Annotated in this window: 21 protein-coding genes; 11 read left to right on the top strand and 10 right to left on the bottom strand. The window is 68.8% G+C overall.

Annotation, left to right across the window (positions count from 1 at the left end; all coding sequences use genetic code 11):
• Nucleotides 1-88 precede the first annotated feature (88 nt).
• Nucleotides 89-1264, top strand: coding sequence for a Glu/Leu/Phe/Val dehydrogenase dimerization domain-containing protein (locus tag OG403_RS20040; RefSeq protein ID WP_329566318.1), 1176 nt, complete (start codon nucleotides 89-91; stop codon nucleotides 1262-1264).
• Nucleotides 1265-1612: 348 nt separating this feature from the next.
• Nucleotides 1613-1870: a DUF3073 domain-containing protein gene (locus OG403_RS20035; RefSeq protein ID WP_329566316.1), complete on the top strand. Its 258-nt coding sequence runs from the start codon at nucleotides 1613-1615 to the stop codon at nucleotides 1868-1870.
• Nucleotides 1871-2028: 158 nt separating this feature from the next.
• Here the strand turns inward: OG403_RS20035 and purM are convergent, their stop codons facing one another.
• From purM to OG403_RS20020, 3 genes are all read right to left on the bottom strand, one after another.
• Nucleotides 2029-3099, bottom strand: coding sequence for a phosphoribosylformylglycinamidine cyclo-ligase (gene purM / locus OG403_RS20030; protein ID WP_329566314.1), 1071 nt, complete (start codon nucleotides 3097-3099; stop codon nucleotides 2029-2031).
• A gap of 70 nt (nucleotides 3100-3169) precedes the next feature.
• Complete coding sequence (gene purF, locus OG403_RS20025; protein WP_329566313.1) at nucleotides 3170-4750, bottom strand: amidophosphoribosyltransferase; 1581 nt, start codon at nucleotides 4748-4750, stop codon at nucleotides 3170-3172.
• A 232-nt stretch (nucleotides 4751-4982) separates the two neighbouring features.
• Nucleotides 4983-5816, bottom strand: a complete 834-nt coding sequence (locus OG403_RS20020; protein WP_329566311.1) for a diacylglycerol kinase — start codon at nucleotides 5814-5816, stop codon at nucleotides 4983-4985.
• Between the two features lie 126 nt (nucleotides 5817-5942).
• Here OG403_RS20020 and OG403_RS20015 point away from each other — a divergent pair, with 126 nt between their 5' ends.
• From OG403_RS20015 to OG403_RS19995, 5 genes are all read left to right on the top strand, one after another.
• Nucleotides 5943-7226 carry an adenylosuccinate synthase gene (locus OG403_RS20015; RefSeq protein ID WP_329566310.1) on the top strand — a complete coding sequence of 428 codons (1284 nt, stop codon included), beginning with the start codon at nucleotides 5943-5945 and terminating at the stop codon, nucleotides 7224-7226.
• A gap of 130 nt (nucleotides 7227-7356) precedes the next feature.
• Nucleotides 7357-7950, top strand: coding sequence for a GNAT family N-acetyltransferase (locus OG403_RS20010; RefSeq protein ID WP_329566308.1), 594 nt, complete (start codon nucleotides 7357-7359; stop codon nucleotides 7948-7950).
• Nucleotides 7951-8026: 76 nt separating this feature from the next.
• Nucleotides 8027-8752 (top strand): hypothetical protein, encoded by a 726-nt coding sequence (locus OG403_RS20005; protein ID WP_329566306.1) that lies wholly within the window; start codon nucleotides 8027-8029, stop codon nucleotides 8750-8752.
• A complete protein-coding gene (locus OG403_RS20000; RefSeq protein ID WP_329566304.1) occupies nucleotides 8749-8940 on the top strand; it encodes a hypothetical protein in 192 nt (63 codons plus the stop codon). Before OG403_RS20005 ends, OG403_RS20000 begins: the two co-directional genes overlap by 4 nt.
• Nucleotides 8941-8961: 21 nt before the next feature.
• Complete coding sequence (locus OG403_RS19995) at nucleotides 8962-10500, top strand: recombinase family protein (protein ID WP_329566302.1); 1539 nt, start codon at nucleotides 8962-8964, stop codon at nucleotides 10498-10500.
• A gap of 445 nt (nucleotides 10501-10945) precedes the next feature.
• Here the strand turns inward: OG403_RS19995 and OG403_RS19990 are convergent, their stop codons facing one another.
• The 3 genes from OG403_RS19990 to OG403_RS19980 form a co-directional block, all read right to left on the bottom strand.
• A complete protein-coding gene (locus OG403_RS19990) occupies nucleotides 10946-11527 on the bottom strand; it encodes a recombinase family protein (protein WP_329566300.1) in 582 nt (193 codons plus the stop codon).
• A 388-nt stretch (nucleotides 11528-11915) separates the two neighbouring features.
• A complete protein-coding gene (locus OG403_RS19985) occupies nucleotides 11916-12248 on the bottom strand; it encodes a PCC domain-containing protein (protein ID WP_329566298.1) in 333 nt (110 codons plus the stop codon).
• Complete coding sequence (locus OG403_RS19980) at nucleotides 12239-13087, bottom strand: helix-turn-helix domain-containing protein (protein ID WP_329566296.1); 849 nt, start codon at nucleotides 13085-13087, stop codon at nucleotides 12239-12241. Before OG403_RS19980 ends, OG403_RS19985 begins: the two co-directional genes overlap by 10 nt.
• 183 nt (nucleotides 13088-13270) lie before the next feature.
• Between OG403_RS19980 and OG403_RS19975 the strand changes: the two genes are divergently transcribed.
• On the top strand, nucleotides 13271-13399 hold the full coding sequence (locus OG403_RS19975) for a hypothetical protein (RefSeq protein ID WP_329566295.1): 129 nt from the start codon (nucleotides 13271-13273) through the stop codon (nucleotides 13397-13399).
• A gap of 572 nt (nucleotides 13400-13971) precedes the next feature.
• Here OG403_RS19975 and OG403_RS19970 read toward each other — a convergent pair.
• Both OG403_RS19970 and OG403_RS19965 read right to left on the bottom strand, forming a co-directional pair.
• Entirely contained in the window at nucleotides 13972-14856 is an 885-nt protein-coding gene (locus OG403_RS19970) for a macro domain-containing protein (protein WP_329566294.1), read from the bottom strand.
• An 85-nt stretch (nucleotides 14857-14941) separates the two neighbouring features.
• Nucleotides 14942-15826 (bottom strand): toll/interleukin-1 receptor domain-containing protein, encoded by an 885-nt coding sequence (locus OG403_RS19965; protein ID WP_329566293.1) that lies wholly within the window; start codon nucleotides 15824-15826, stop codon nucleotides 14942-14944.
• Between the two features lie 243 nt (nucleotides 15827-16069).
• Here OG403_RS19965 and OG403_RS19960 point away from each other — a divergent pair, with 243 nt between their 5' ends.
• On the top strand, nucleotides 16070-17890 hold the full coding sequence (locus OG403_RS19960; protein WP_329566291.1) for an NHL domain-containing thioredoxin family protein: 1821 nt from the start codon (nucleotides 16070-16072) through the stop codon (nucleotides 17888-17890).
• A gap of 42 nt (nucleotides 17891-17932) precedes the next feature.
• Here OG403_RS19960 and OG403_RS19955 read toward each other — a convergent pair whose 3' ends face one another.
• Both OG403_RS19955 and OG403_RS19950 read right to left on the bottom strand, forming a co-directional pair.
• Nucleotides 17933-19240, bottom strand: coding sequence for a M18 family aminopeptidase (locus OG403_RS19955; RefSeq protein WP_329566289.1), 1308 nt, complete (start codon nucleotides 19238-19240; stop codon nucleotides 17933-17935).
• 218 nt (nucleotides 19241-19458) lie between these two features.
• Nucleotides 19459-21288, bottom strand: coding sequence for an acyl-CoA dehydrogenase (locus tag OG403_RS19950; protein ID WP_329566287.1), 1830 nt, complete (start codon nucleotides 21286-21288; stop codon nucleotides 19459-19461).
• Between the two features lie 290 nt (nucleotides 21289-21578).
• On the opposite strand from OG403_RS19950, the gene OG403_RS19945 reads away from it, so the two are divergent.
• Nucleotides 21579-22112, top strand: a complete 534-nt coding sequence (locus tag OG403_RS19945) for an SseB family protein (RefSeq protein ID WP_442910943.1) — start codon at nucleotides 21579-21581, stop codon at nucleotides 22110-22112.
• 173 nt (nucleotides 22113-22285) lie between these two features.
• Nucleotides 22286-23236 (top strand): pirin family protein, encoded by a 951-nt coding sequence (locus OG403_RS19940; protein ID WP_329566285.1) that lies wholly within the window; start codon nucleotides 22286-22288, stop codon nucleotides 23234-23236.
• Nucleotides 23237-23420 lie beyond the last annotated feature (184 nt).

Raw genomic sequence — 23420 nt, 5'->3', positions numbered from 1 at the left:
GGGGGATCCCGCCGGGGGACCGCGCATTACGCTTCGCGGTAGATGCCCGCACCACAGCAGCGGGCCAGCAGATACTGGAGTCACCACAGTGACCGACGTACGCACCGTATCCGCGACGCACCCCGCACCAGGCGTGCTGAGCCGGATCTTCCGTACTGAGCAGGACGGCGCCCCGGGCGACGGGCACGAGCAGGTCGTGCTCTGCCACGACCGGACCTCCGGCCTCAAGGCGATCATCGCCATCCACTCGACCGCGCTGGGCCCGGCCCTGGGCGGCACCCGCTTCCACCAGTACGCCACCGAGGAGGAGGCGCTGGAGGACGCGCTGCGGCTGTCCCGCGGCATGAGCTACAAGAACGCGCTGGCCGGCCTCGACCTCGGCGGCGGCAAGGCCGTGATCATCGGCAACCCGGCGGCCAAGGCCGAGGGCGGCGACAAGTCCGAGGCGCTGCTGCGCGCTTACGGCCGCTTCGTGCAGTCCCTGGCGGGTCGTTACATAACGGCCTGCGACGTGGGCACCTACGTCCAGGACATGGACGTCATCGCGCGCGAGTGCGACCACGTCACCGGCCGCTCCCCCGAGCACGGTGGCGCCGGCGACTCCTCGATCCTCACCGCCTTCGGCGTCTTCCAGGGCATGCGGGCCTCGGCCCAGGCGCGCTGGGGCCAGCCGACCCTGCGCGGCAAGCGGGTCGGCGTCGCGGGCGTCGGCAAGGTCGGCCACTACCTGGTCGGCCACCTGGTGGCGGACGGCGCGAACGTGGTCATCACCGACGTCTCCGAGGCCGCCGTCAACCGGGTGCGGGCCGCCCACCCGGACGTCGAGGTGGTCGCCGACACCGCGGCGCTGCTCACCGCCGGCCTGGACGTGTACGCCCCGTGCGCGCTGGGCGGCGCGCTGGACGACGCCACGGTCGCCCAGCTGACCGCGGCCGGCACCTCGGTGGTCTGCGGCGCGGCCAACAACCAGCTGGCCCACCCGGGCGTGGAGAAGGACCTGGCCGACCGCGGCATCCTCTACGCGCCCGACTACCTGGTGAACTCCGGCGGCGTGATCCAGGTGGCCGACGAGATCGACGGCTTCAACTTCGAGCGGGCCAAGAACAAGGCCACCAAGATCTTCGACACCACGCTGGAGATCTTCACCCGGGCCGCCGCCGACGGCGTGCCGCCGGCCGTCGCCGCCGACCGGCTGGCCGAGCGCCGGATGCGCGAGATCAGCGCTCTGCGCACGATCCTGCTGCCGGGCGCGCGCAAGGGCTGACCGGAGCGGGTGACCGGTCCGCATCACAATGTGGAACCGGATTCGCCGATTATCCCCCGAACGGGCGCCTCCAGCGCCACGGTCGGGGGATAATCGGTCGGAGAACGACGGTCCCGGACACCCACCGGGCCCCTGCGAATGCCCGGAAACACCCGCCCGACCAGGAGAGACCTGGTCCCGGGGGGCGACAGTGCGCGCCACGTCACACCGGCGACGTACCGTCCGAGGGCGGAAACAGGTACCGTTGATGCTCCAAGGGACGGCTATCCCACTCAGGGCAAGCCGCTCCTGATCATGAACACGTGTCAGACTCGGGGCCGTGAGCCCCATCGTTGAGGGGGTCGACCCATGGGGCGCGGCCGGGCCAAGGCCAAGCAGACGAAGGTCGCCCGCGAGCTGAAGTACAACAGCGGCGGCTTCGACGCTAACCGTCTGTCCAGCGAGCTGGGCGTTTCACCCGTTCCATCGATCAACCCTGAGCCGGTTGACGACGAGGACGAGGACGACGACCCCTACGCCGCTTACGCGGAGTACTACAACGACGACGATGACGAGGACGAGCAGGAGGCGGAGGTCGGCCACCACCAGGCCCGCCGCCGTGCTTGACCTCTGATCGCAGGCCCTGACCGGCCCGAGCGCACCGCGCCGGGCCGGTTTTCGGCGTGTCCTGCCCCCGCCCGGCGGCGGGGCAGGACACGCCGACAGACGCCGGTGGGCCCCCGCCGCAGGGCGGGGGCCCACCGTTCGTTCGGGTCCGCGCGGGGCTACGCGTACTCCCCGTAGAGCGTCGCGCCGGCCGCGTGCTCCGCGTCGCGGGCCACGATGTCGCCCAGCAGCCAGGCCTCCACGTCGCGGTCCTCCAGGATCGAGAGCACCACGTCGACCGACTCCGGCGGGACCACGGCGACCATGCCGATGCCCATGTTGAGGGTCTTCTCGATCTCCAGGGTCCGCATCCGGCCGACCTCGGCGACGGTCTGGAAGACCGGCAGCGGGGTCCAGGTGCCGCGGTCCAGCCGCGCGTGCAGGTGGTCCGGGATCACCCGGGCCAGGTTGGCGGCCAGGCCGCCGCCGGTGACGTGCGAGAAGGCGTGGATCTCGGTGGCGCGGGTGAGCGCCAGGCAGTCCAGCGAGTAGATCCGGGTCGGCTCCAGCAGCTCCTCGCCCAGGGTGCGGCCGAACTCGGCCACCTGGCGGTCGAGCTTCCAGCCGGCCTCGTTCAGCAGCACGTGGCGGACCAGCGAGTAGCCGTTGGAGTGCAGCCCGGAGGCGGCCATCGCGATCACCACGTCGCCGGCCCGGACCCGGTCGGCGCCGAGCAGCGCGTCGGCCTCGACCACGCCGGTGCCCGCGCCCGCGACGTCGTACTCGTCGGGGCCGAGCAGGCCCGGGTGCTCGGCGGTCTCGCCGCCGACCAGCGCGCAGCCGGCCAGCACGCAGCCCTCGGCGATGCCCTTGACGATCTGCGCGACCCGCTCCGGGTGGACCTTGCCGACGCAGATGTAGTCGGTCATGAAGAGCGGCTCGGCGCCGCAGACCACCAGGTCGTCGACGACCATGCCGACCAGGTCGTGGCCGATCGTGTCGTGCTTGTCCATGGCGGCGGCCAGCGCCACCTTGGTGCCGACGCCGTCGGTGGCCGAGGCCAGCAGCGGGCGCTCGTAGCGCTTCAGGGCGGAGATGTCGAAGAGGCCGGCGAAGCCGCCGAGGCCGCCGACCACCTCGGGCCGGTTGGTCTTCTTCACCCACTGCTTCATGAGCTCCACCGCGCGGTCGCCCGCCTCGATGTCGACTCCGGCGGCGGCGTAGGTGGCGCCACTCTCGTTGCTGGTCACTGCTGCGGCCCTTTCGGGTCTGTGGGGGTTGAACAGCAGCGGGGCCCCGGTCGGGGCCCCGCCTGAGGTACTACGGGCGGCGCAGCGCGTCGGCCGCGCCGTGGCCGCCGAGCAGCGACTGGACACCGTCCAGGTCGGAGCTGGTCGGCTTGCCGCGGACCGGCTGCTGCTGCTTGCCGCCGGCGATCTCCGCTTCCAGCAGGAGCTTGCCGAGCAGCGCCGGGTCGGGCAGCTCCATCGGGTACTCGCCGTCGAAGCAGGCCCGGCAGAGCCGGTCCTTGGGCTGCTTGGTGGCCTCGATCATGGCGTCGATCGAGATGTAGGCGAGCGAGTCGGCGCCGAGCGTCTTGCCGATCTCCTCGACCGTCATGCCGTTGGCGATCAGCTCCGCGCGGGTGGCGAAGTCGATGCCGAAGAAGCAGGGCCACTTCACCGGCGGCGAGGAGATCCGGATGTGCACCTCGGCGGCACCCGCCTCGCGCAGCATCCGCACCAGCGCGCGCTGGGTGTTGCCGCGCACGATCGAGTCGTCCACGACCACCAGGCGCTTGCCGGCGATGACCTCGCGCAGCGGGTTGAGCTTGAGCCGGATGCCGAGCTGGCGGATCGTCTGGCTGGGCTGGATGAAGGTCCGCCCGACGTAGGCGTTCTTCACCAGGCCGGAGCCGTACGGGATCCCGCTGGCCTCGGCGTAGCCGATCGCGGCGGGGGTGCCGGACTCGGGGGTGGCTATCACCATGTCGGCCTCGACCGGGGCCTCGGCGGCCAGCCGGCGGCCCATCTCGACCCGCGCCAGGTGCACGTTGCGCCCGGCGATGGTGGTGTCGGGGCGGGCCAGGTAGACGTACTCGAAGACGCAGCCCTTGGGCTTGGCCTCGGCGAAGCGCGAGGAGCGCATGCCGTTCTCGTCGATGGCGATCAGCTCGCCGGGCTCCACCTCGCGGATGAAGCTGGCGCCGCAGATGTCGAGCGCCGCCGTCTCGGAGGCGACCACCCAGCCGCGCTCCAGGCGGCCGAGCACCAGCGGGCGGATGCCCTGCGGGTCACGGGCCGCGTAGAGGGTGTGCTCGTCCATGAAGACCAGCGAGAAGGCGCCCTTGACCTTCGGCAGGATCTGCCGGGCGGTCTCCTCGATGGTCAGGTCGGGGTTGCCGGCCAGCAGCGCCGTCACCAGGTCGGTGTCGTTGGTCGCCGCGGTGCGGCCCGAGCGCGAGACGTGCTCGGCACCGGGCAGCTCGGCGACCAGCTGCGCGAGTTCGGCGGTGTTGACCAGGTTTCCGTTGTGGCCCAAGGCCAGCGAACCGTGAGCGGTCGCCCGGAAGGTCGGCTGGGCGTTCTCCCAGACCGAGGACCCGGTGGTCGAGTAGCGGGCATGTCCAACGGCGATATGCCCGTGCAAGGATCCCAGCGAAGCCTCGTCGAAGACCTGGGAGACGAGTCCCATGTCCTTGAAGACGAGAATCTGGGAGCCATTGCTCACTGCGATACCGGCGGATTCCTGTCCGCGGTGCTGCAGGGCATAGAGGCCGAAGTACGTGAGCTTGGCGACCTCCTCGCCGGGAGCCCAGACACCGAAGACGCCGCAAGCGTCCTGGGGGCCTTTCTCACCGGGAAGAAGATCGTGGTTGAGTCTTCCGTCACCACGTGGCACGCCTTCGAGTCTAGGGCAGTTGGCACCGGCTTCGGCAGCCCGGCAGCGGTCCGGCCTGGCGATTTACCCGGCAACGCGCGTAGAACAAACCCCTTACCATGCCACCCGGGCAGGCAGGACAGGGAAACCGAAGACCCGTGCGTGACCCTGATCACTCGGGTCGCCGCAGGCCGCTCCGGGCCGTCCCGGGTCGTCCCGGGTCGCCTCCGGGCCGTCCCGCGCGGTCCGGACCTCACCGCGCGGGCAGCAGCAGCCCCCAGGCGGCCGGGCGGGCGGTCCAGGTGCGGGTGGGCACCGGACCCGCCGGGCAGCCGTCGGCCTCGTAGCCGAAGGTGCGACCGGCCACCGTGACGCTGGAGGCGCGCACCCGCAGCAGCGCCCCGCCGGGCCCCGCGGGGCGCACCACCACCTCGACCGAGGCGGACTCGGCCGGCAACCGCAGCGCGACCAGCCGCAGGCCGCGTCCCGGCCCGGCCAGCGGTCGCCCGTCCGCCTCGACCCGCAGCCGGGCCGACTGGGACTCCACCTGCTCGGCCGCAATCAGTTTCGCCCAGAGCGAACGCCAGCCACCCGCCTGGCCGTGCCGCCGACCGGGGATCCGCACCTCCCCCAGCACCACCCCGTCACCGTCGTCCAGCAGCAGTCCCAGCTGCCGGGGCACCCCGGCCAGCACCGCACGGGCGGCCGTCACCGGCTCGAGGGGCACCCCGAGCGAGCGGGCCAGCGCGACCGTCCGCCCCGGCCCGACCGGCACCAGACCCAGCGGCCCGGCGCCCAACTCACCCTGGTGATGCAGCGCCTGCACCACCCGCTGCAGCGCGAGGTCGGAGCCGACCACCACCGGACGGCGCCTGCCCCGGTGCGCGAGCACCCGGTCCAGCTCGGCCGCGCTCTCGGGCACCACCACCTTGACGTCCGCGCCCCCCGAGAGCACATCCCGCGCGATCCGCACCGCCTCCCCGTCGGCTTCCCGGGCCGCCGGGTCGAGCAGCACGAGGAGCGAGGCGCCGCCCGGCGGCCCGGCGGCATCGGAGGGTCGGGGTGCGGGCGTGGACAGGGACGACACGACCGGTCCTTCCTCAGGTAATCTCTCGGTGCAAGAGCCCCTTGCGCTATTGCGCCAGGGGCTTCGTCTATCTCGGGGCAGACTGCGGCCTACGCAGGATGCCCCAACCGGAAGGGGTGTACGCCTGTGCCGGCACTCGTGCTCGTTGGTGCCCAGTGGGGAGACGAGGGCAAGGGGAAGGCGACGGACCTCCTCGGCGGCTCCGTCGACTACGTCGTTCGCTACCAGGGCGGCAACAACGCCGGTCACACGGTGGTCATCGGCGACCAGAAGTACGCCCTGCACCTGCTGCCTTCCGGCATCCTCAGCCCCAATGTCGTGCCGGTGATCGGCAACGGCGTGGTGATCGACCCGGGCGTGCTGCTCTCCGAGCTGGCCGGGCTGAACGAGCGCGGCATCGACACCTCCAAGCTGCTGATCTCGGGCAACGCCCACCTGATCACGCCGTACCACCGCACCCTGGACAAGGTGGTCGAGCGCTTCCTCGGCAAGCGCAAGATCGGCACCACCGGGCGCGGCATCGGCCCGGCCTACGCCGACAAGATCAACCGGATCGGCATCCGGGTGCAGGACCTGTTCGACGAGTCGATCCTGCAGCAGAAGGTCGAGGCCGCGCTGCACGACAAGAACCAGATCCTGGTCAAGCTCTACAACCGTCGCGCGATGCCGGCCGACCTGGTGGTCCAGGAGTACCTGGGCTACGCGGAGAAGATCCGCCCGTTCCTGGCCGACACCACGCTGGTGCTCGACCAGGCGCTGAAGGCGAACAAGGTGGTGCTGCTCGAGGGCGGCCAGGGCACCCTGCTGGACGTGGACCACGGCACGTATCCGTTCGTCACCTCCTCCAACCCGACCTCCGGTGGCGCCTGCACCGGCGCCGGCATCGGTCCCACCAAGATCGACCGGGTGATCGGCATCCTCAAGGCCTACACCACCCGGGTCGGCTCGGGCCCGTTCCCGACCGAGCTGCTGGACGCGGACGGCGAGGCGCTGCGCCGGATCGGCGGCGAGCGCGGTGTCACCACCGGTCGTGACCGCCGCTGCGGCTGGTTCGACGCGGTGATCGCGCGGTACGCGACCCGGGTCAACGGCCTGACCGACTTCTTCCTCACCAAGCTGGACGTGCTGACCGGCTGGGAGCAGATCCCGGTCTGCGTGGCGTACGAGATCGACGGCAAGCGGGTCGACGAACTCCCGTACAACCAGTCGGACTTCCACCACGCCAAGCCGATCTACGAGAACCTGCCCGGCTGGAGCGAGGACATCAGCAAGGCGCAGACCTTCGCCGACCTGCCGAAGAACGCGCAGGCCTACGTGAAGGCGCTGGAGGAGATGTCCGGCGCGCCGATCTCGGCGATCGGCGTCGGCCCCGGCCGCACCGAGACGATCCAGATCAACTCGTTCATCTGAGTCGACCGGTAGCCGCCGGAGAAGCCCCGCACCCGCTCGGTGCGGGGCTTCTTCATGCCCCACCCCGAGCTCTTTGCACTAGGTCAAACATCCATTGCACCTAGTTCGATGACGCGCTACCGTTTCGATCATGACTGCGAAGACTCCCGCCCCCGTCACCCTCACCGGCAGCCACGTCCGCCTGGAGCCGCTCGGCCGCGCCCACGTCCCCGACCTGTTCCAGGCGGTCGGCCAGGACGAGGAGGTGTTCCGCTGGCTCCCCTCCGCCACCCCGCAGACCGAGCAGGACGTGGCGGGGCTGGTGGAGGCCTACCTGGGCACCGCGGGCTGCGAGCCGTTCGCCGTGATCGAGACGGCCACCGGGCGCGCGGTCGGCGTCACCTGCTTCTACGACGTCAACGCCGTCAACGAGTGGGTGGAGATCGGCGGCACCTGGTACGGCCGCTCGGTCTGGCGCACCGCGGTGAACACCGAGGCCAAGCTGCTGCTGCTGACCCACGCCTTCGAGGAGCTCGGCATGGGCCGGGTGATGTGGAAGACCGACAACCTCAACGAGCGCTCGCAGAACGCGATCCGGCGGCTCGGCGCGCAGCACGAGGGCACCTTCCGCCGCGCCAGGCAGCGCACGGACGGCAGTTGGCGGGACACCGTCTACTTCTCGATGCTGGTCGACGAGTGGCCGGCCGCGAAGCAGCGGCTGACCGAGCGGCTCGCGGCCGGCTGACCCCCGTCCGGGCCGGCCGTGGCAGGAGTAGCATCCCGCGACGACAGCACAGCACAGCGCACCGGTCCGGGGGATCATGACGAGCAAGGCCCAGCGTCGGAAGCGACCCCAGCCCCCGCGCCGGGTGCGGCAGGTCGAGCCGGACCGGCGGGTGGTGAAGCTGCTCGCCAAGGCCGGGCCGGACGGTGTCCCGGCGGCCGTCAGCCGCCGCCGGATACGCACCGGGCAGATGCTCCTCACCCTGGCCACCGCGACCGGAGTCGTGCTCCCCGCACTGCTGAACCGCGCCGGCTGGATCGGCTACCCCGCACCGGTCGTGGGCGCGGGCGTCGGCGGCCTGGCGTCGATCTTCCTCAAGGGACTGCACGACGCCTCGACCGTCGTCCGGCACGGCCCGGGTTCCCGGCTGGTCACCGGTCGGACCGTGCTGGGCCCCCGGACGGTCGACCTCGCCGAACTGACCCGGATCCGCCGCCTGCGCACCCGCACCAGGTCGGGATGGTCCGACCAGCTCTGGATCACCGACCGCTCGGGCGTCTTCCTGCTGACGGAGGACCGGGACGTCCTGACGTCGGTCGCCGCGCTGGTCGGCCGGCCGCAACCGGCCGGGCAGGCGGACGAGTGCCCGCCCGGACCGCCCGTCCAGTGCTCCAGGGCGGCGGCGGTGCGGTTGGGCCTGGAGACACCCACCCGCCGCTACCGGGCCGCCCGCGCGGTGATCGACTCCACCACGGACTTCGGCGTCCTGGTGGCGGGGGCCGGTCTCGGCGCCCTGGCCGGCTGGGGCGTCCTGGTCGCGTGAGCCCGGCCGCAGGAATCCGCCGCACGTCGATGCGGTTGGATACGGGCATGGCTCCTCGTGCACGCGTCCGCGCTCCTGAACTGGTCGGCGCCGGTGGTTGGCTCAACACCGGTGGCAAGGACCTGACCCTCGTCGATCTTCGAGGCAAGATCGTCATCCTGGATTTCTGGAAGTCCTACACAATGTAGGGAACTCCAGAGGGGGCGTACGTGCACCACCACACGCTGTGTGACCTGTACCTTCGGCTGTCGCTCGATCGGGACGGCAAGACGGCGATCGAGCGGCAGGAAGCCGACTGCCGCGCGTGGGCTGAGCGCAACGGCCTGACGGTCCGCAAGGTCCACATCGACCGAGGGCGCTCCGGATTCAAGGACGTTGAGCGCAAGGGGTTCGACTCGGCCCTCGCCGCCGTCACGGCGGGCGTCGTCGGAACGCTGATCGTGTGGAAGCTGGACCGCCTGTCCCGCAAGGGCATTGGGCAGGTCGGCAAGGTTCTGGACGACATCGAGAAGGCGGGCGGCCGTCTGGTCTCCGTCGTGGACGGTCTCGACACCTCGAACGACTCGGCCCGCATGGTCGTCGCCATGCTCGCCGAACTCGCCCGGTCCGAGTCGAAGAACCTCGGGACCCGGGTTGCCCACGCGAAGCGGCACCTGCGCCGACAAGGACAGTGGATCGGTGGACAGCCGCCGTACGGTCTGCTGGTCGATCCCTCCACGAAGAAGCTGGTGCACGATCCCGAGACGGCCGTCTACGCCCGGCTGATCGCGGATGAGGCGCTGGCGGGCCAATCGCTGGTGAAGATCGCCCGACTGCTCAACGAGTACGACATCCCGTCAGCTCGGGGCGGCCAGTGGAACTCGGCGAGCATCATGGGCCTGCTCAAGTCGCCGGCCTTCGCCGGGCTCATGCCGGAAACCGAGACGATCGAAACTGAGGACGGGGGACGGAAGTTCACCAGTCGGGTCTTCCCGTACCGGGACCCCGAGACGCTGGACACCGTGAGCATCGGCGAGGGCATCATCACGGTCGGCGAGCGGGAACGCATCATCCGGCTGCTCGAAGCCAGGACGTACGTCCTGGCGGGCAAGCGGCGCCCCAAACCCGACGGGTCCGCGCTGCTCACCGGCATGATCTTCTGCGGCGTGCCCGGATGCGGGCGCCGGATGCACCGGGTCGGCGGCAGCTACCAGTGCATGGCTCGGCGCGCCGGGAACCAGTGCCCGGGTGCGAACGCCATGGCGGACCTGGTGGACGAGTACGTGTCGGAACGCTTCCTGGCCAAGCTCCCCGCCCTGGAGCCGGAAGACCCCATGCTGGTCGCCATCGCAGACCGCTGGGTGAAGCGCGCCGACCCCGAGACCTTCGCCAAGCGCGACGCCATCAGCGACGAAATCGCCGACCAGGAAGCCCGGTTGGCCGACCTGGAGGACGCACGGTACGTTCGTGGCGAGTTCGACCGGCCGGGTGCTGCGGAGCGCTACGAGCGACTCGCCGAGCGGCTGCAAAGCCGAATCGACGGGCTACGCGCCGACCTGGCGGCGCTTCCGCTCCCGGCGGTGGACATCACTCCGCTGCTGGACGACGAACTCCTGCGCCCCGCCTGGGAAGCGTCCACACAGGATCAGAAGCGGGACCGGTTGTCCTTGGCCATCGACGCCGTGTTCATCAGCAAGGGAGAGCGCGGGAAGCGCTTCGTCCCGCAGCAGCGGGTACGGATCGAGTGGGCGGAGATCGAGGAGCAGTAGGGTCCGCCAGCCTCCTGAGTGATCGACAGCCCCGTCTGGCCCCGTGGTCCGGCGGGGCTTCTGCATGGCCAGCGATACACAGGCAGATCGCTCAGAGCCGTAATGCACATACATGTAGTAGCGACAGAGCCACTTATCATGGGCACGTCATGTCTCCTGATCGGACTTGCAGCGGCTCGAACCGTCATACCGCCATTACTCAACACTCGGCCTGACCTGGTCTTTATGACGGTATGACGGTTCTCAACAAGATCCGGGTTTGCCATAGAGGCTCCTAAGCAATACCGAAACCGGCCCCCAAACCGTCATACCGTCATGCCGCCGCATCGCCGAACCGTGAGCCCCACGAGCCACGCCCCCAGACCCCTCCCGCGCGCTGAGTTGCCGCCAGAAACACAGGAGGGCCACCCACGGAGCGCGTGGGTGACCCTGTGGCTTGCTGCACCTACTCGGCGGCCAGCGCCCGGTGCACAGTCCCCTTGCCAACCCCGAGTGCCTTGGCAATCTCCCCGTAGGACTCTCCGGCGGCCCTCCGACGCTGTGCCGCCGCGAGCATGTCCGGCGTCATGGCCTTGGGCCGTCCGCCGACGCGCCCTTGAGCCTTGGCCGCTTCCAGACCAGCCCGGGTCCGGTCCCGAATCAGACTGCGCTCGAACTCAGCCATGGCACCGACCACCTGGAGCATGAGCCGCCCGTCCGGCGTGTTCGGGTCGATGCTGGCCAGCGCACCGGTCAGGACCTTGAAGCCGATCCCGCGCGCCGTCAGGGCGTCCACCGTGGCCACAAGGTCGATCAGGGATCGGGCGAACCGGTCCAGCTTCCAGACGCACAGGGTGTCGCCGGGGCGAAGGTAGTCCAGGGCGGCGGCAAGCTCGGGCCGATCGATGTTCTTCCCACTGGCCAGGTCGGTGAAGATCCGAGAGCAGCCGGCTACGGTCAGCGCGTCAAGCTGAAGCCGGGCCTCCTGGTCGCCAGTGGAGACTCGGGCGTAGCCGATCAGCTGGCCGGTGCCCTTGTTCATCACCATGCCCCCATCGTTCCAAAACTCGTTCCAAAAATGCAAGGGACTTGGGCGTATTCTGGGACGACTTTTGGGACGACTCCGAGTCCCGATCAGGGGCTCCGGGCAGCCGTTCCACTAACCATCGTTTTCGAGACGGCCTGGAGTCGTGACCGTCCGTCACCGTGGCCTGGTGCGAATCGCCTCGGGCGCACGTGGACACCGGGGGTGGGTCAATCTCCAGCCGCTCGGGCGTCGAGGACCCAGCCCCCATGCCCGCGCGCGTTCCTGCGAATTTTCGACCCGGGGGATCTGCGCAGCTGCCATCCGCGCCACGTCGGAGCCTGCGCCGTCTTCCCGATCGCCAGGACTGGAGCCGGAGCCCGCTGCTGTGCGCCAGGCGCCGTGGGCTCGTTCAGAGCTGCTGGAGGTACACGTGCAGGCTGTAGGGCCCACCGACCTCTGCGGCGTGCAGATGACCCGCCACGGCCTGTCCGCCGTCGAGACCGCACGTCACATGGATGTTGGGCACACCGTCGCGAATCTCGCCGTTCCCGGCTACCTCAGCCAGACGGCCGGAGGTGAGCACGGCCTCCCTGGGATTGCCGGCCTTCATGTTCGAGACAGTGAACGACCGTGCCGCGCCGACGACCGAGACGACAGCGGCATTCGTGATGCCACGTTCCTTGGCGATCGCCGCCAGCGCCTCTATAGCATCGCCCTTGTCCCCAAGGATGATCAGTTCCACGGCCGTTCTCCGTTCAGTCCCAAGCCGATGGCCCGCAGGTTCTCCCTGCTGGACTCCGTACGCAGGGCCCCCACGAGAAGGGCCCTGGCGGCCCCTGAGCCACCTTCAACAGCCTCTCCCAGGAACACCGCCGCACACCAGCGATTCGAGGCGTCATGAGGGTCTTGGAGCAGCTGGCCGAGGCTGCGGACCTCAGCCGGCGAGGCAGCGAGCGCCGAGTACTGCGATGCGTCGGGCCAGGAGAGCCCGAACGCCCGCCGAGTGAAGCACCGCATGCAGCGCCGACGGGTTTCCTCATCACGACCCATGGACTGCTCAGCCCGCTCGATCAGCTCGGGCTGGTGGGTCTTGAACAGCGTGCTCTGGGCGTTCCCACGGAGCATCGAGGTGGAGCCGTCGTCCAGCCAGCGCACCAGCCGGCGCTTCGTTCCCTGATCCCGGTCGGCCAGGTTCGCCATGGCGACCGAGAAGTCGTACGGGCCGATGCTGCGGGACAGCCAGGATTCATCCCCTCCCGCTACCGAGGCAAGCATGTCCAGCAGTTCCGCCCTTCGCGGTCCGGGAACGGTAGCTCCGTGCGCGGATCGAGCGGTTCGGCGCTGCTCCAGTGTGGCGTGCGCCTCCCTTTCGAGATCAGCGCGGGGCACTCCGAGCGCCAAAGCCAGCAGCCCGACCCAGTACTTCCCCGGGATCACGCGCCCTGTCTCCCAGCGCTTCACCTGGTCACGGCCCGGCGTGCCCTCGGGATTGCCCGACAGCTCGCAGAGCAGGGCGGCGAGTTGCGCCTGAGTGCGCTTCTGCGCCAGCCGGAGATCACGAATCACGTCACCGATCGCCACCCGCCCAGGATGCCCCCCAACATGCCCCCGCGTGGCCGAAACGGCGCCGGTAGACCAGTAGTCGAACCGATCGACTGACGTGAAGGAGTCTGCGGTGCTGACCGATGTGAAGCGGAGCATGCCTGCGGTAGCGAAACCGGCGGCTGTGGCTCAGCGGGACCGCCGGGGGCCAGCAAGGCCGAGATGGCAGCCATCTTGGAGGAGTACCGCCAGGCCGAGGCCAGTCGGAAGTTGCAGGGCTACAAGTACGTGTGCCCGGAGAGCAGCTGTGCGCTCTGCGACGCGGGAGAGGTGAGCCACCGTGGCGCGTGAGCAATGCCTTGAGTGCGACTCCCTCCGCGCCGAGCTGGCGAAGGCCGAAGCCACGTTCCGCCCCAAGGTGCCCGGTGGCAGGTACGTACCGGACTGGTCGGGACTGACCGACGCGCGGGTAGAGATCCGTCGGCACGCGGAGGTGTGCCCGACGGCCCCTGTGCCCGCGAAGATCGTGGGGGCACTGTGAGCATCCCAGAGCGGGACGCCCATCTGCCCACCCACCGGGAGTGTGAACCCGTCGCCGAGCCGCCCGAGGAGGGAATTGAGCCAGAGCTCGCCGGCCCCGCGTTGGAGCCTGCCGAGTCGGCGACCATGCGCCTGCTGCGGGAGCGAACGCGCGAGCTGAACGAGAGGCGGTGCCCCTACTAGTGCCGCGTGTCTGTCTTCAATCGGCCCACCACTTCCTGGCGCTGGAACCCGTGCAGTTCCTGAACCCGGCGCCAGCCGTGAAGAAGCCCTGCAGGGGTCTAGCCCCATCCTCGTCCGCAGGGCACACGGACAGGGCTTCAGTAATTTCGTCTAGCGCCGCCCACCCGGAAAGCGAAAAGCTGGCGAGTACTGCGATTGGGTCACAGAACCTTAAGAAAGGCATCCATCTCCAGCATATCCAGCTGATTAGCGTCGTTCGGATGCACGACGATCGTTAATCTCTTAGATATCAGCCGCTCGCGAGAACGGGAAACAAACGACAAGAGAATCATCCTGATAAGGATTTCTCGATCGGCGTGATCAATACGAGCCATCTCCGAACCGATGATTGGCATCGCAACAGGCTCTCGCCTCCCGAAGACTTCCACTGCACGCCAAATATTAGCGAGACTATGCCAGAGATCGTCCACACTTGAGCTGACAGTTAAGTCATTTCCCATCCGCCCGTAGGCGGAACAAAAATACCTTCTCGCCCCTCTAGTAAGAACAGCTACCGAGCCGACGGGGTAACGAGTCAGCTTCCCTGCACGCTTTTGGCTCCTGGCTTCCCTGCCTTTCTTCTCCACCCCCAGGAGCGCATCAGAAAGCTCAGCATCCAGGCAGCCAGTATCACCAGAATAGATTCTCGCCAAAAACTGGCCCTGCACGCTACTCCGCGAAATGACAAGATCCCCTGAGGTATCCGTGTCAAATGTGTCATTAAAACCAATGATCAGGTGTGAGCTCTCGTCGAATAGGTCCCCCACTTTGACCACGACAGTGACGTCCGGCCTCCCTAGGCTACGGCTTACCTCCCTCCGTGGAGCGGCCCGCACGACTCCGAAGGCCAATGCTGATACCACCATTGAAAGAAATAGCACGATACGCGATGCCTCGATATTTGGCCACAGTGCCAGCAACAGCTGGACAACACCGGATACGATACCAAATGCCAAAGTGGAGTTAGTCGCCAGACTTCGCCACCAGCGCCAGCTTCCAACGCAGCGCCAGAAAATACGTAAGAAAGGAACGGCAAGGGAGTTCACAGTCAGCACAATCCTGTATGACGAATGGGATCAGCCTTGGAGAAAAGCTTCGATCTCGCGCGACATCGGGATTCAGCGCCAAGAATCAACGGCTGGGATTCAGATGGCGAGCCCAGTATTCCTTAAAGCTTCGCCCTGCAGCATTCCAGTCCTGCAGCCGGAGAGAAATTCCAGAGAGTTGCTTTTGTACCTTCTCGTGCAATTCATCAACCAGGGAAACGACTTCGAAATCGTCTACCATAGTTGCCACGCGAATATCACCCAGGGCCTGCCCCACCCTCTCCCGGCTCAATGGAGGAACAACTATCGGGTATGTGTCCTTCTCTAGCACCCAAGCTGCACCCATCTCCATCAGACAGAAGGGGCGCTCCAAGAAGCTCTTGCTTATTAACTCGATAACAAGAGTCGATCTCACTAGGGCCGAACGCAAATAAGATGAGATACTCTCCCCTGACGGAATTCCGGTCGACCTCTCGGAGGAATAGAATATACTCTCTCTGGGAACTCCGCCGAGCACCAGGAACCTCCCCAGCTCGTCAGCCAGGGGTTTGTCCTGCGTAGCATGACTGATGAAGATTGATCGACCACTCGCCATATTCTTCACCCCACCCTTTGTTGCCTCACTACGGAGTGGCGCCTGAGATGCTGCGCTTTTAGCAACAAATTCTTCCGCTTTGCCGAAGAGGGCAATGTAAAAGTCATCACCCCTCGCCATGGCTTCCCTGATAGCTGACGTAACCTTCTGCGACTTTGAACTCCAAGCTCCGGGCCGCCGGTATGCATCGTCGAGACCATGGGCGAGGAAGAACTTCTCGCTCTCAGCTTGCGTGAGCGCAGCCAGCGCTTCCGTAAGGCTCATTACGCGATCGGGCGACCAAGGGTCAGACATGAATCGAGTGTAGCGGTGCCACTCGACGCTGTCAGGGGCTTCCTCTTTCCAGAAAAGTCTCATGCTGATCATAAGCAACATGCGCCCCAGAATTATGCGGTCGCATCATGGGCCACTTCATCACACGATCGCATCATCAGGTACTTGTCTTCAGTCTCCGCTTTGGCATTCGGCTCTGCGCGAAGGGACGACGGCTACAGGAAACCTGGGCCCCGGCATGCGCTCAGGCTCTTGCGGGGCGTACGGCAAAGAACCGACCTGGGCCTGCGTAGCAGAGGGAACTCAACGGGATGCTTCCACAGCTCGATGGGGTTGGATGTGGACATGGCTTCTCGTGCACGTGTCCGCGCCCCCGAACTGGTTGGCGCAGGTGGATGGCTCAACACCGGTGGCAAGGATCTGACCCTTGCCGATCTACGAGGTAAGTGTGTCGTACTAGACTTCTGGACCTTCTGCTGCATCAACTGCCTGCACGTCCTGGACGAGCTGCGCGAGTTGGAGGAGAAGCACCGCGACACGGTGGTGATCGTCGGGGTGCACTCGCCCAAGTTCGTGCACGAGGCCGACCACCAGGCGGTGGTGGACGCGGTGGCCCGCTACCAGGTGGAGCACCCGGTGCTGGACGATCCGGCGCTGGCCACCTGGAAGCAGTACGCGGTGCGCGCCTGGCCGACGCTGGTGGTGATCGACCCCGAGGGGTACGTGGTCGCGCAGCACGCCGGTGAGGGCCACGCGCACGCGATCGAGCGGCTGGTCGGGGAGTTGGAAGCCGAGCACGCGGCGAAGGGGACGCTGCGGCGCGGGGACGGCCCGTACGTGGCGCCGGAGCCGGTGGCCGGGGCGCTGAAGTTCCCGGGCAAGGCGGTGCGGCTGGCGGACGGCCACTTCCTGGTCGCCGACTCGGGGCAGCACGCCCTGGTGGAGCTGGCCGAGGACGGCGAGACGGTGGTGCGGCGGATCGGCGACGGCGAGCGCGGGCTGGTCGACGGCGACCGGCCGCGGTTCAGCGAGCCGCAGGGCCTGGCCCTGGTGCCGGCCGGGCTGGACCTCGGGTACGACGTGGTGGTGGCCGACACGGTCAACCACGCGTTGCGCGGCGTGCGGCTCGCGGACGGCACGGTGACCACGCTGGCCGGCACCGGGAAGCAGTGGTGGCAGGGCTCGGCGACCGAGGGACCGGCCCGTGAGGTGGACCTCTCCTCGCCCTGGGACGTGGCCTTCTTCGACGGCCGGGTGTGGATCGCGATGGCCGGGGTGCACCAGCTCTGGGCCTACGACCCGGCCACCGGCACGGTCGGCGTCGCGGCCGGCACCACCAACGAGGGCCTGGTCGACGGTCCGGCGGCCGAGGCCTGGTTCGCCCAGCCCTCGGGCCTGGCGGTCTCGGCGGACGGCGAGCGGCTCTGGGTCGCGGACAGCGAGACCTCGGCGCTGCGCTGGGTCGCCCGTGGGACCCACTGCGTGCACACCGCCGTCGGCACCGGCCTGTTCGACTTCGGCCACCGCGACGGCGCCGCCGAGCAGGCGCTGCTCCAGCACCCGCTGGGCGTCACCGCGCTGCCGGACGGCTCGGTGGCGATCGCCGACACCTACAACCACGCGCTGCGCCGCTTCGATGCGGCCTCCGGCGAGGTCAGCACGCTGGCCACCGACCTGCGCGAGCCCTCCGGCGCGGTCCTGGTGGACGAGGACATCGTGGTGGTGGAGTCGGCCCGGCACCGGCTGACCCGGCTGCGGCTGCCCGAGGAGGCGGTGCGGGTCGAGGCGGTCGCACACCGCACCCAGCGCGCCGCGACCAAGGTGGCCCCGGGCCCGCTGCGCCTGGACGTGGTCTTCACCGCGCCGAGCGGCCAGAAGCTGGACCTGCGCTACGGCCCCTCGACCCGGCTGCTGGTCAGCGCCACCCCGCCCGAGCTGCTGGTCTCCGGCGCGGGCGCGGACACCGATCTCTCCCGCGAACTGGTGCTCTCCGGCGAGCTGACCGAGGGCGTGCTGCACGTCTCGGCGATGGCCGCGTCCTGCGACGACGACCCCGCGATCGAGTACCCGGCCTGCCATGTGCACCAGCAGGACTGGGGGGTACCGGTGAAGCTGGTGGCGGGCGGCGCGAGGCGGCTGCCGCTGGTGCTGGCCGGGATGGAGTGACATGAGGTCAGGGGGCGGCTTCGGCCGCCCCCTGACCAGCTGTCAGCCCTCCAGGAAGGCCTTGAGCGCCGAGGCCAGCAGGTACGGGTCCTCGGCGCCGCACAGCTCGCGCGCCGAGTGCATCGAGAGCGCGGCGATCCCGCAGTCCACCGTGGTGATGCCGAGCCGGGCCGCGGTGATCGGGCCGATCGTGGTCCCGCAGGGCATCGCGTTGTTGGAGACGAAGACCTGCCACGGCACGCCCGCGCGCTCGCAGGCCTGGGCGAAGATCGCCCGGCCCATGCCGTTGGTGGCGTACCGGTTGTTGACGTTGACCTTGAGGATCGGGCCGCCGTTGGGCATCGGCTGGTGGCCCGGCTCGTGCCGCTCGCTGTAGTTGGGGTGCACGGCGTGCGCCATGTCCGAGGAGAGGCAGACGGTGCCGGCCAGCGCCCGGGCCCGGTCCTCGACCGTGCCGCCGCGCGCGTGGACGCTGCGCTCCAGCACGTTGCCGAGCAGCGGACCCTGCGCGCCGGTGTCCGACTCGCTGCCGGTCTCCTCGTGGTCGAAGGCGGCCAGCACCGGGATGTACGGCAGGCTGTCGGCGCCGCTCGCGGTGGCCGCGGCGGCCAGCGCGGCGGTCGCCGCGTGCACCGAGAGCAGGTTGTCCAGGCGTGGCGCGGCCAGCAGCTCGCGATCGCGGCCCAGGTAGGACGGCGGCTGGACGTCATGGGTCATCAGATCCCAGCCCACCACCTCGTTCGCGTCCAGTCCGGCCCGCTCGGCGACGTAGGAGATCAGGCTGCCCTCGTCCACCTGGCCCAGTCCCCAGATCGGGGTCAGATGCCGCTGCTTGTCCAGCTTCAGCCCGTCGTTGACCCCGCGGTCGAGGTGGATCGACAGCTGCGGAACGCGCAGCAGCGGCTCGTCCAGCTGCACCAGCCGGGCCGACCCGTCGCGCAGCACCAGTCGCCCGGAGAGCCCCAGATCCCGGTCGAGCCAGGTGTTCAGCGGCACCCCGCCGTAGATCTCCACGGCCACCTGGCGCCAGCCGACCGAGCCGGTGTCCGGCACCGGCTTGACCCGCAGGTTGGGCGAGTCGGTGTGGGTGCCCACCACCCGGTACGGCGTGGCCGGGGTCGCAGCCGCGGGGACGAACCAGGCGATCAGCGCGCCGCCTCGCACGACGTACTTCCCACCGGCCGTGCCCTCCCACATGTCGGTCTCGGCGACCTGCCGGAAGCCCGCCTTCTCCAGGCGCTCGACCGCACCGGCCACGGCGTGGAACGGGGACGGGGCGGCGGCCAGATAGGCGATCAAATCGTCGGTGTGGGTCCGGTCGAAGTAGACCGGGTGGTCGGCGGTCGACATGCTGCTCCTGAGTCGAGGGTTGCGGAGAGCCGGTGGGGAGGGCCTCCCGGCCCGAGCATATGCCCGTACACCGACAGGGCGGTCAAGAGACCATACCGGCCCGAGGACGTCCAGCGGGTGCCCAGCCGGCGAGCCGTGAGAAGCACCGTGGGGCCCGCGCGAACGCGCGGGCCCCACGGTGCTGAGGGTTGGTCAGGCGGTCTTCAGGAGCGACTGGCTCAGAACGCGTCCTCGGCCAGCTCCATGACGTCCAGGTCGACGCCCTCGGCGATCAGACGCTGGGCACTGACGGTCGGCAGGATGTTGCGGGCGAAGAACTGGGCGCCGGCCACCTTGCCCTGGTAGAAGGCGAGGTCCTTGCCGGTGGCGCCGGCCTCGATCTTGGCCAGCGCGACGGCGGCCTGGCGCAGCAGCAGCCAGCCGACCACCACGTCGCCGGAGACCAGCAGCAGGCGGGTGGTGTTGAGGCCCACCTTGTGCATGTTCTTCACGTCCTGCTCGACCGCGGAGAGGTCGGCGAGCAGCTTGCCGACGATGGCCTCCAGGTCGCCGGCGGCCTTGCCGAGCAGCTCGCGCTCGGCGGCCAGGGCGTCGCCGCCCTCACCCGCGCCGAGGAACTTCTGGATCTGCGCGGAGACCGCGGTGAGCGCCTGGCCGCCGTCCTTGACGATCTTGCGGAAGAAGAAGTCCAGGCCCTGGATCGCGGTGGTGCCCTCGTAGAGGGTGTCGATCTTGGCGTCCCGGATGTACTGCTCGATCGGGTACTCCTGCAGGAAGCCGGAGCCGCCGAAGGTCTGCAGCGACTGGGCCAGCTGCTCGTAGGACCTCTCCGAGCCGTAGCCCTTGACGATCGGCAGCAGCAGGTCGTTCAGGCGCTCGGCGGCCTCGTCCTTCTCACCGCGCAGGCGGGCGGCCGTCATGTCGTCCTGCACCGAGGCGGTGTAGAGGACCAGCGCGCGCATGCCCTCGGCGTAGGCCTTCTGGGTCATCAGCGAACGGCGCACGTCCGGGTGGTGCGTGATGGTGACGCGCGGCGCGTTCTTGTCCAGGAAGTTGGCGATGTCGGCGCCCTGCACGCGCTCCTTGGCGTACTCCAGCGCGTTCAGGTAGCCAGTGGAGAGGGTGGCGATGGCCTTCGTGCCGACCATCATCCGGGCGAACTCGATGATCTTGAACATCTGGCGGATGCCGTCGACGGTCTCGCCGACCAGCCAGCCCTTGGCCGGGTGCTTGGCGCCGAAGGTCATCTCACAGGTGTTGGAGGCCTTCAGACCCATCTTGTGCTCGACGTTGGTCGCGTAGGCGCCGTTGCGCTCGCCCAGCTCGCCGGTCTCCCAGTCGAAGTCGAACTTGGGGACGATGTACAGGCCCAGGCCCTTGGTGCCCGGCTTGCCGCCCTCGGGGCGGGCCAGCACCAGGTGGATGATGTTCTCGGACATGTCGTGCTCGCCCGAGGTGATGAAGCGCTTCACACCCTCGATGTGCCAGGAGCCGTCCTCCTGCTTGATCGCCTTGGTGCGGCCGGCGCCCACGTCGGAGCCCGCGTCGGGCTCGGTGAGCACCATGGTGGCGCCCCAGAGCCGCTCGGTCATCAGCTTGGCGATCTTGGCCTGCTCCTCGGTGCCCTCGTCGAAGACGACGCCGGCGAAGGCCGGACCGGAGGAGTACATCCAGATGGCCGGGTTCGAGCCCAGGATCTGCTCGGCGTAGGCCCAGATCAGCGAGGACGGGGTGACCTGGCCGCCGATCTCGGTCGGGATGCCCAGGCGCCACCACTCCGCGTCCATGTACGCGTTGTAGCTCTTCTTGAAGGAGTCCGGGATCGGCGCGGTGTTGGTCTCCGGGTCGAAGACCGGCGGGTTGCGGTCGGCGTCGACGAAGGAGGCGGCCAGCTCGTTCTCGGCCAGGCGCGAGATCTCGCTCAGAATGCTCTTCGCGGTGTCGACATCCATGTCGGCGAACGGACCGGTGCCGTACACCTGGTCGCGGCCGAGCACCTCGAAGAGGTTGAACTCCACGTCCCGCAGGTTGGACTTGTAGTGACCCATGACCGTTTCTCCGGTTCGTCGCTTCCGGGTGCGCCAATTGCTGCTCGGACGCCTTGATACTGGGACGCCCCTACCCGCCAGTAGAACATCATGATGCTACCGGTTAGTAACTTCTTCAAGCCTTTCGCCGTGAAACCGGCGTGAACGTAGTCACGTCGCGGCCATCGGACCGGGCACCGGCCGGGGCACCGGGCGGACCCGCGTCCGTCGGATTCCGACAGCACCATCCCAGCGCACCTTGTCCGGTTCGCCCGCCCCGCGGGGCGGGCCCGGTTCGCTAGCCTGTCCGTGTGTACGGCTATGAGCAGAGCGCGAACGGCGGCTACCCGGGCGACCCCTACCAGCAGGCGGGGCAGGCCGGCATGGGCGGCATGTACGGGCAGCAGGGCTACGGCGCGCAGGCCGGCGCCGGGGCAGGGTACGGCGAGCAGCAGCAGGCCGCCCAGTCGCTCTACCCCGAGCCCTCCCCGCCCTCGCTCGCGGACGCGGTGCGCGCCTTCACCACCGGCTCGATGCCGGTGGAGGACTTCCAGGCGATCTTCATCACCTCCAAGGTGCACTGCCCGCGCGGCGACCGCCCCGGCTTCCTGGCCCTGCACAACACGCCGACGCCGGTGATCCCGATGTTCAGCTCGCTCAAGGAGCTGCGGCGGTACGCGGGCAAGGACTCCAAGTACTTCTCCGTCTCCGGCGCCGAGGTGCTGGACCTGCTGCCGACCGGCTACGGCTTCGCGCTGGACATGGAGGGCGAGCACCGGATGGTGTTCGACGCCAAGGCCGTGGAGCAGATGGTCGACTTCACCATGCGCCGCATGTACGGCTGACCCGACCCGTCCGCCGGCTCCGGCCCCTGTCGCTCGCGGCGGGGGCCGACTCCTTGGCCGACCCCGCCAGGGCCGACCCCTCGAGCAATGGTTGAAGCTTCAACTTGCTTCTTGTTGAGCATTGAACTAATCTCTGGGTTGTAGGCCAAGAACCCCCCAGAAAAGAGGCCGACATGCCCGCCGTGACCGTCGAGAACCCGCTGACCCTCCCCCGCGTCGCCACCCCCGACCCCGCGCTCACGGCGCCCCGGCCGGTCCTGGCGGTGTCCACCGCCCTCGAAGGGTTCGAAGGCGAGGGCTTCCCGGTCCGCCGGGCCTTCGCGAAGATCAACCAGAAGTACCTCTCCCCGTTCATCATGATGGACCAGATGGGCGAGGTGGAGTACGCGGCGGGCGAGCCCAAGGGCACCCCGTGGCACCCGCACCGCGGCTTCGAGACGGTGACCTACCTGATCGACGGCGAGTTCATCCACAAGGACTCGCACGGCGGCGGTGGCCACCTCGGCGGCGGCGACACCCAGTGGATGACGGCCGGCTCCGGCATCCTGCACATCGAGACCCCGCCCGAGTCCCTGGTGCTCTCCGGCGGCCTGTTCCACGGCATCCAGCTCTGGGTCAACCTGCCGGCCTCCGACAAGATGACCACCCCCCGCTACCAGGACATCCACGGCGGCCACGTGAAGCTGCTCAGCACCCCCGACGGCGGCGCCATCCTGCGCCTGATCGCCGGCGAGCTGGACGGCCACCAGGGCCCCGGCAGCACCCACACCCCGATCACCCTGCTGCACGCCACCATCACCCCCGGCGCGAGCCTGACCATCCCGTGGCGCAAGGACTTCAACGCCCTCGCCTACGCCCTCAACGGCGCCGGCACGGTCGGCAGCGAGGGCCGCCCGTTCCACACCGGCCAGGCCGTGGTCTTCGGCGAGGGCGACACCCTCACCATCACCGCCGACCAGCAGCAGGAGTCGCGTCACCCGAACCTGGACGTGATCATCCTGGGCGGGCAGCCGATCCAGGAGCCGGTGGCCTGGTACGGGCCGTTCGTGATGAACAGCCACCGGGAGCTGGAGCAGGCGATGTCGGACTTCCAGTCGGGGAAGTTCGGGCACCCGATCGACTGAGTGGTCGGTCAACTCAGCTGGGCGGCAGCCACACTGACGAGCTGCCGCCCAGCTCCGTACGGCGGTCCGGTCGCTGAGCAGCCGCCGGGCCATCACCCTTTGGTGTCAGGCGAACTGAGCTGCCGTCAGACGCGATAGCGTCGATCCGCTGACCAGTCACTCTCTGCCCTGTGGGGGTACCCGC

This window comes from Kitasatospora sp. NBC_01266, from assembly GCF_036242395.1.
GTDB lineage: Bacteria > Actinomycetota > Actinomycetes > Streptomycetales > Streptomycetaceae > Kitasatospora.
Note: the sequence above shows the minus strand (reverse complement) of the source record. Positions and strands in the feature narration are given on the sequence as shown.

Excerpts from the sequence above, each read along its gene's own strand:
- OG403_RS19955 (WP_329566289.1), bottom strand. The coding sequence starts at position 19,240 with ATGTCGACCGCCGACCACCCGGTCTACTTCGACCGGACCCACACCGAC.
- OG403_RS20010 (WP_329566308.1), top strand. The coding sequence starts at position 7,357 with ATGACTGCGAAGACTCCCGCCCCCGTCACCCTCACCGGCAGCCACGTC.
- OG403_RS19940 (WP_329566285.1), top strand. The coding sequence starts at position 22,286 with ATGCCCGCCGTGACCGTCGAGAACCCGCTGACCCTCCCCCGCGTCGCC.
- OG403_RS19960 (WP_329566291.1), top strand. The coding sequence starts at position 16,070 with ATGGCTTCTCGTGCACGTGTCCGCGCCCCCGAACTGGTTGGCGCAGGT.
- OG403_RS20005 (WP_329566306.1), top strand. The coding sequence starts at position 8,027 with ATGACGAGCAAGGCCCAGCGTCGGAAGCGACCCCAGCCCCCGCGCCGG.
- OG403_RS19975 (WP_329566295.1), top strand. The coding sequence starts at position 13,271 with ATGGCAGCCATCTTGGAGGAGTACCGCCAGGCCGAGGCCAGTCGGAAG.
- OG403_RS19990 (WP_329566300.1), bottom strand. The coding sequence starts at position 11,527 with ATGGTGATGAACAAGGGCACCGGCCAGCTGATCGGCTACGCCCGAGTC.
- OG403_RS20035 (WP_329566316.1), top strand. The coding sequence starts at position 1,613 with ATGGGGCGCGGCCGGGCCAAGGCCAAGCAGACGAAGGTCGCCCGCGAG.
- OG403_RS19950 (WP_329566287.1), bottom strand. The coding sequence starts at position 21,288 with ATGGGTCACTACAAGTCCAACCTGCGGGACGTGGAGTTCAACCTCTTC.
- OG403_RS19965 (WP_329566293.1), bottom strand. The coding sequence starts at position 15,826 with ATGTTGCTTATGATCAGCATGAGACTTTTCTGGAAAGAGGAAGCCCCT.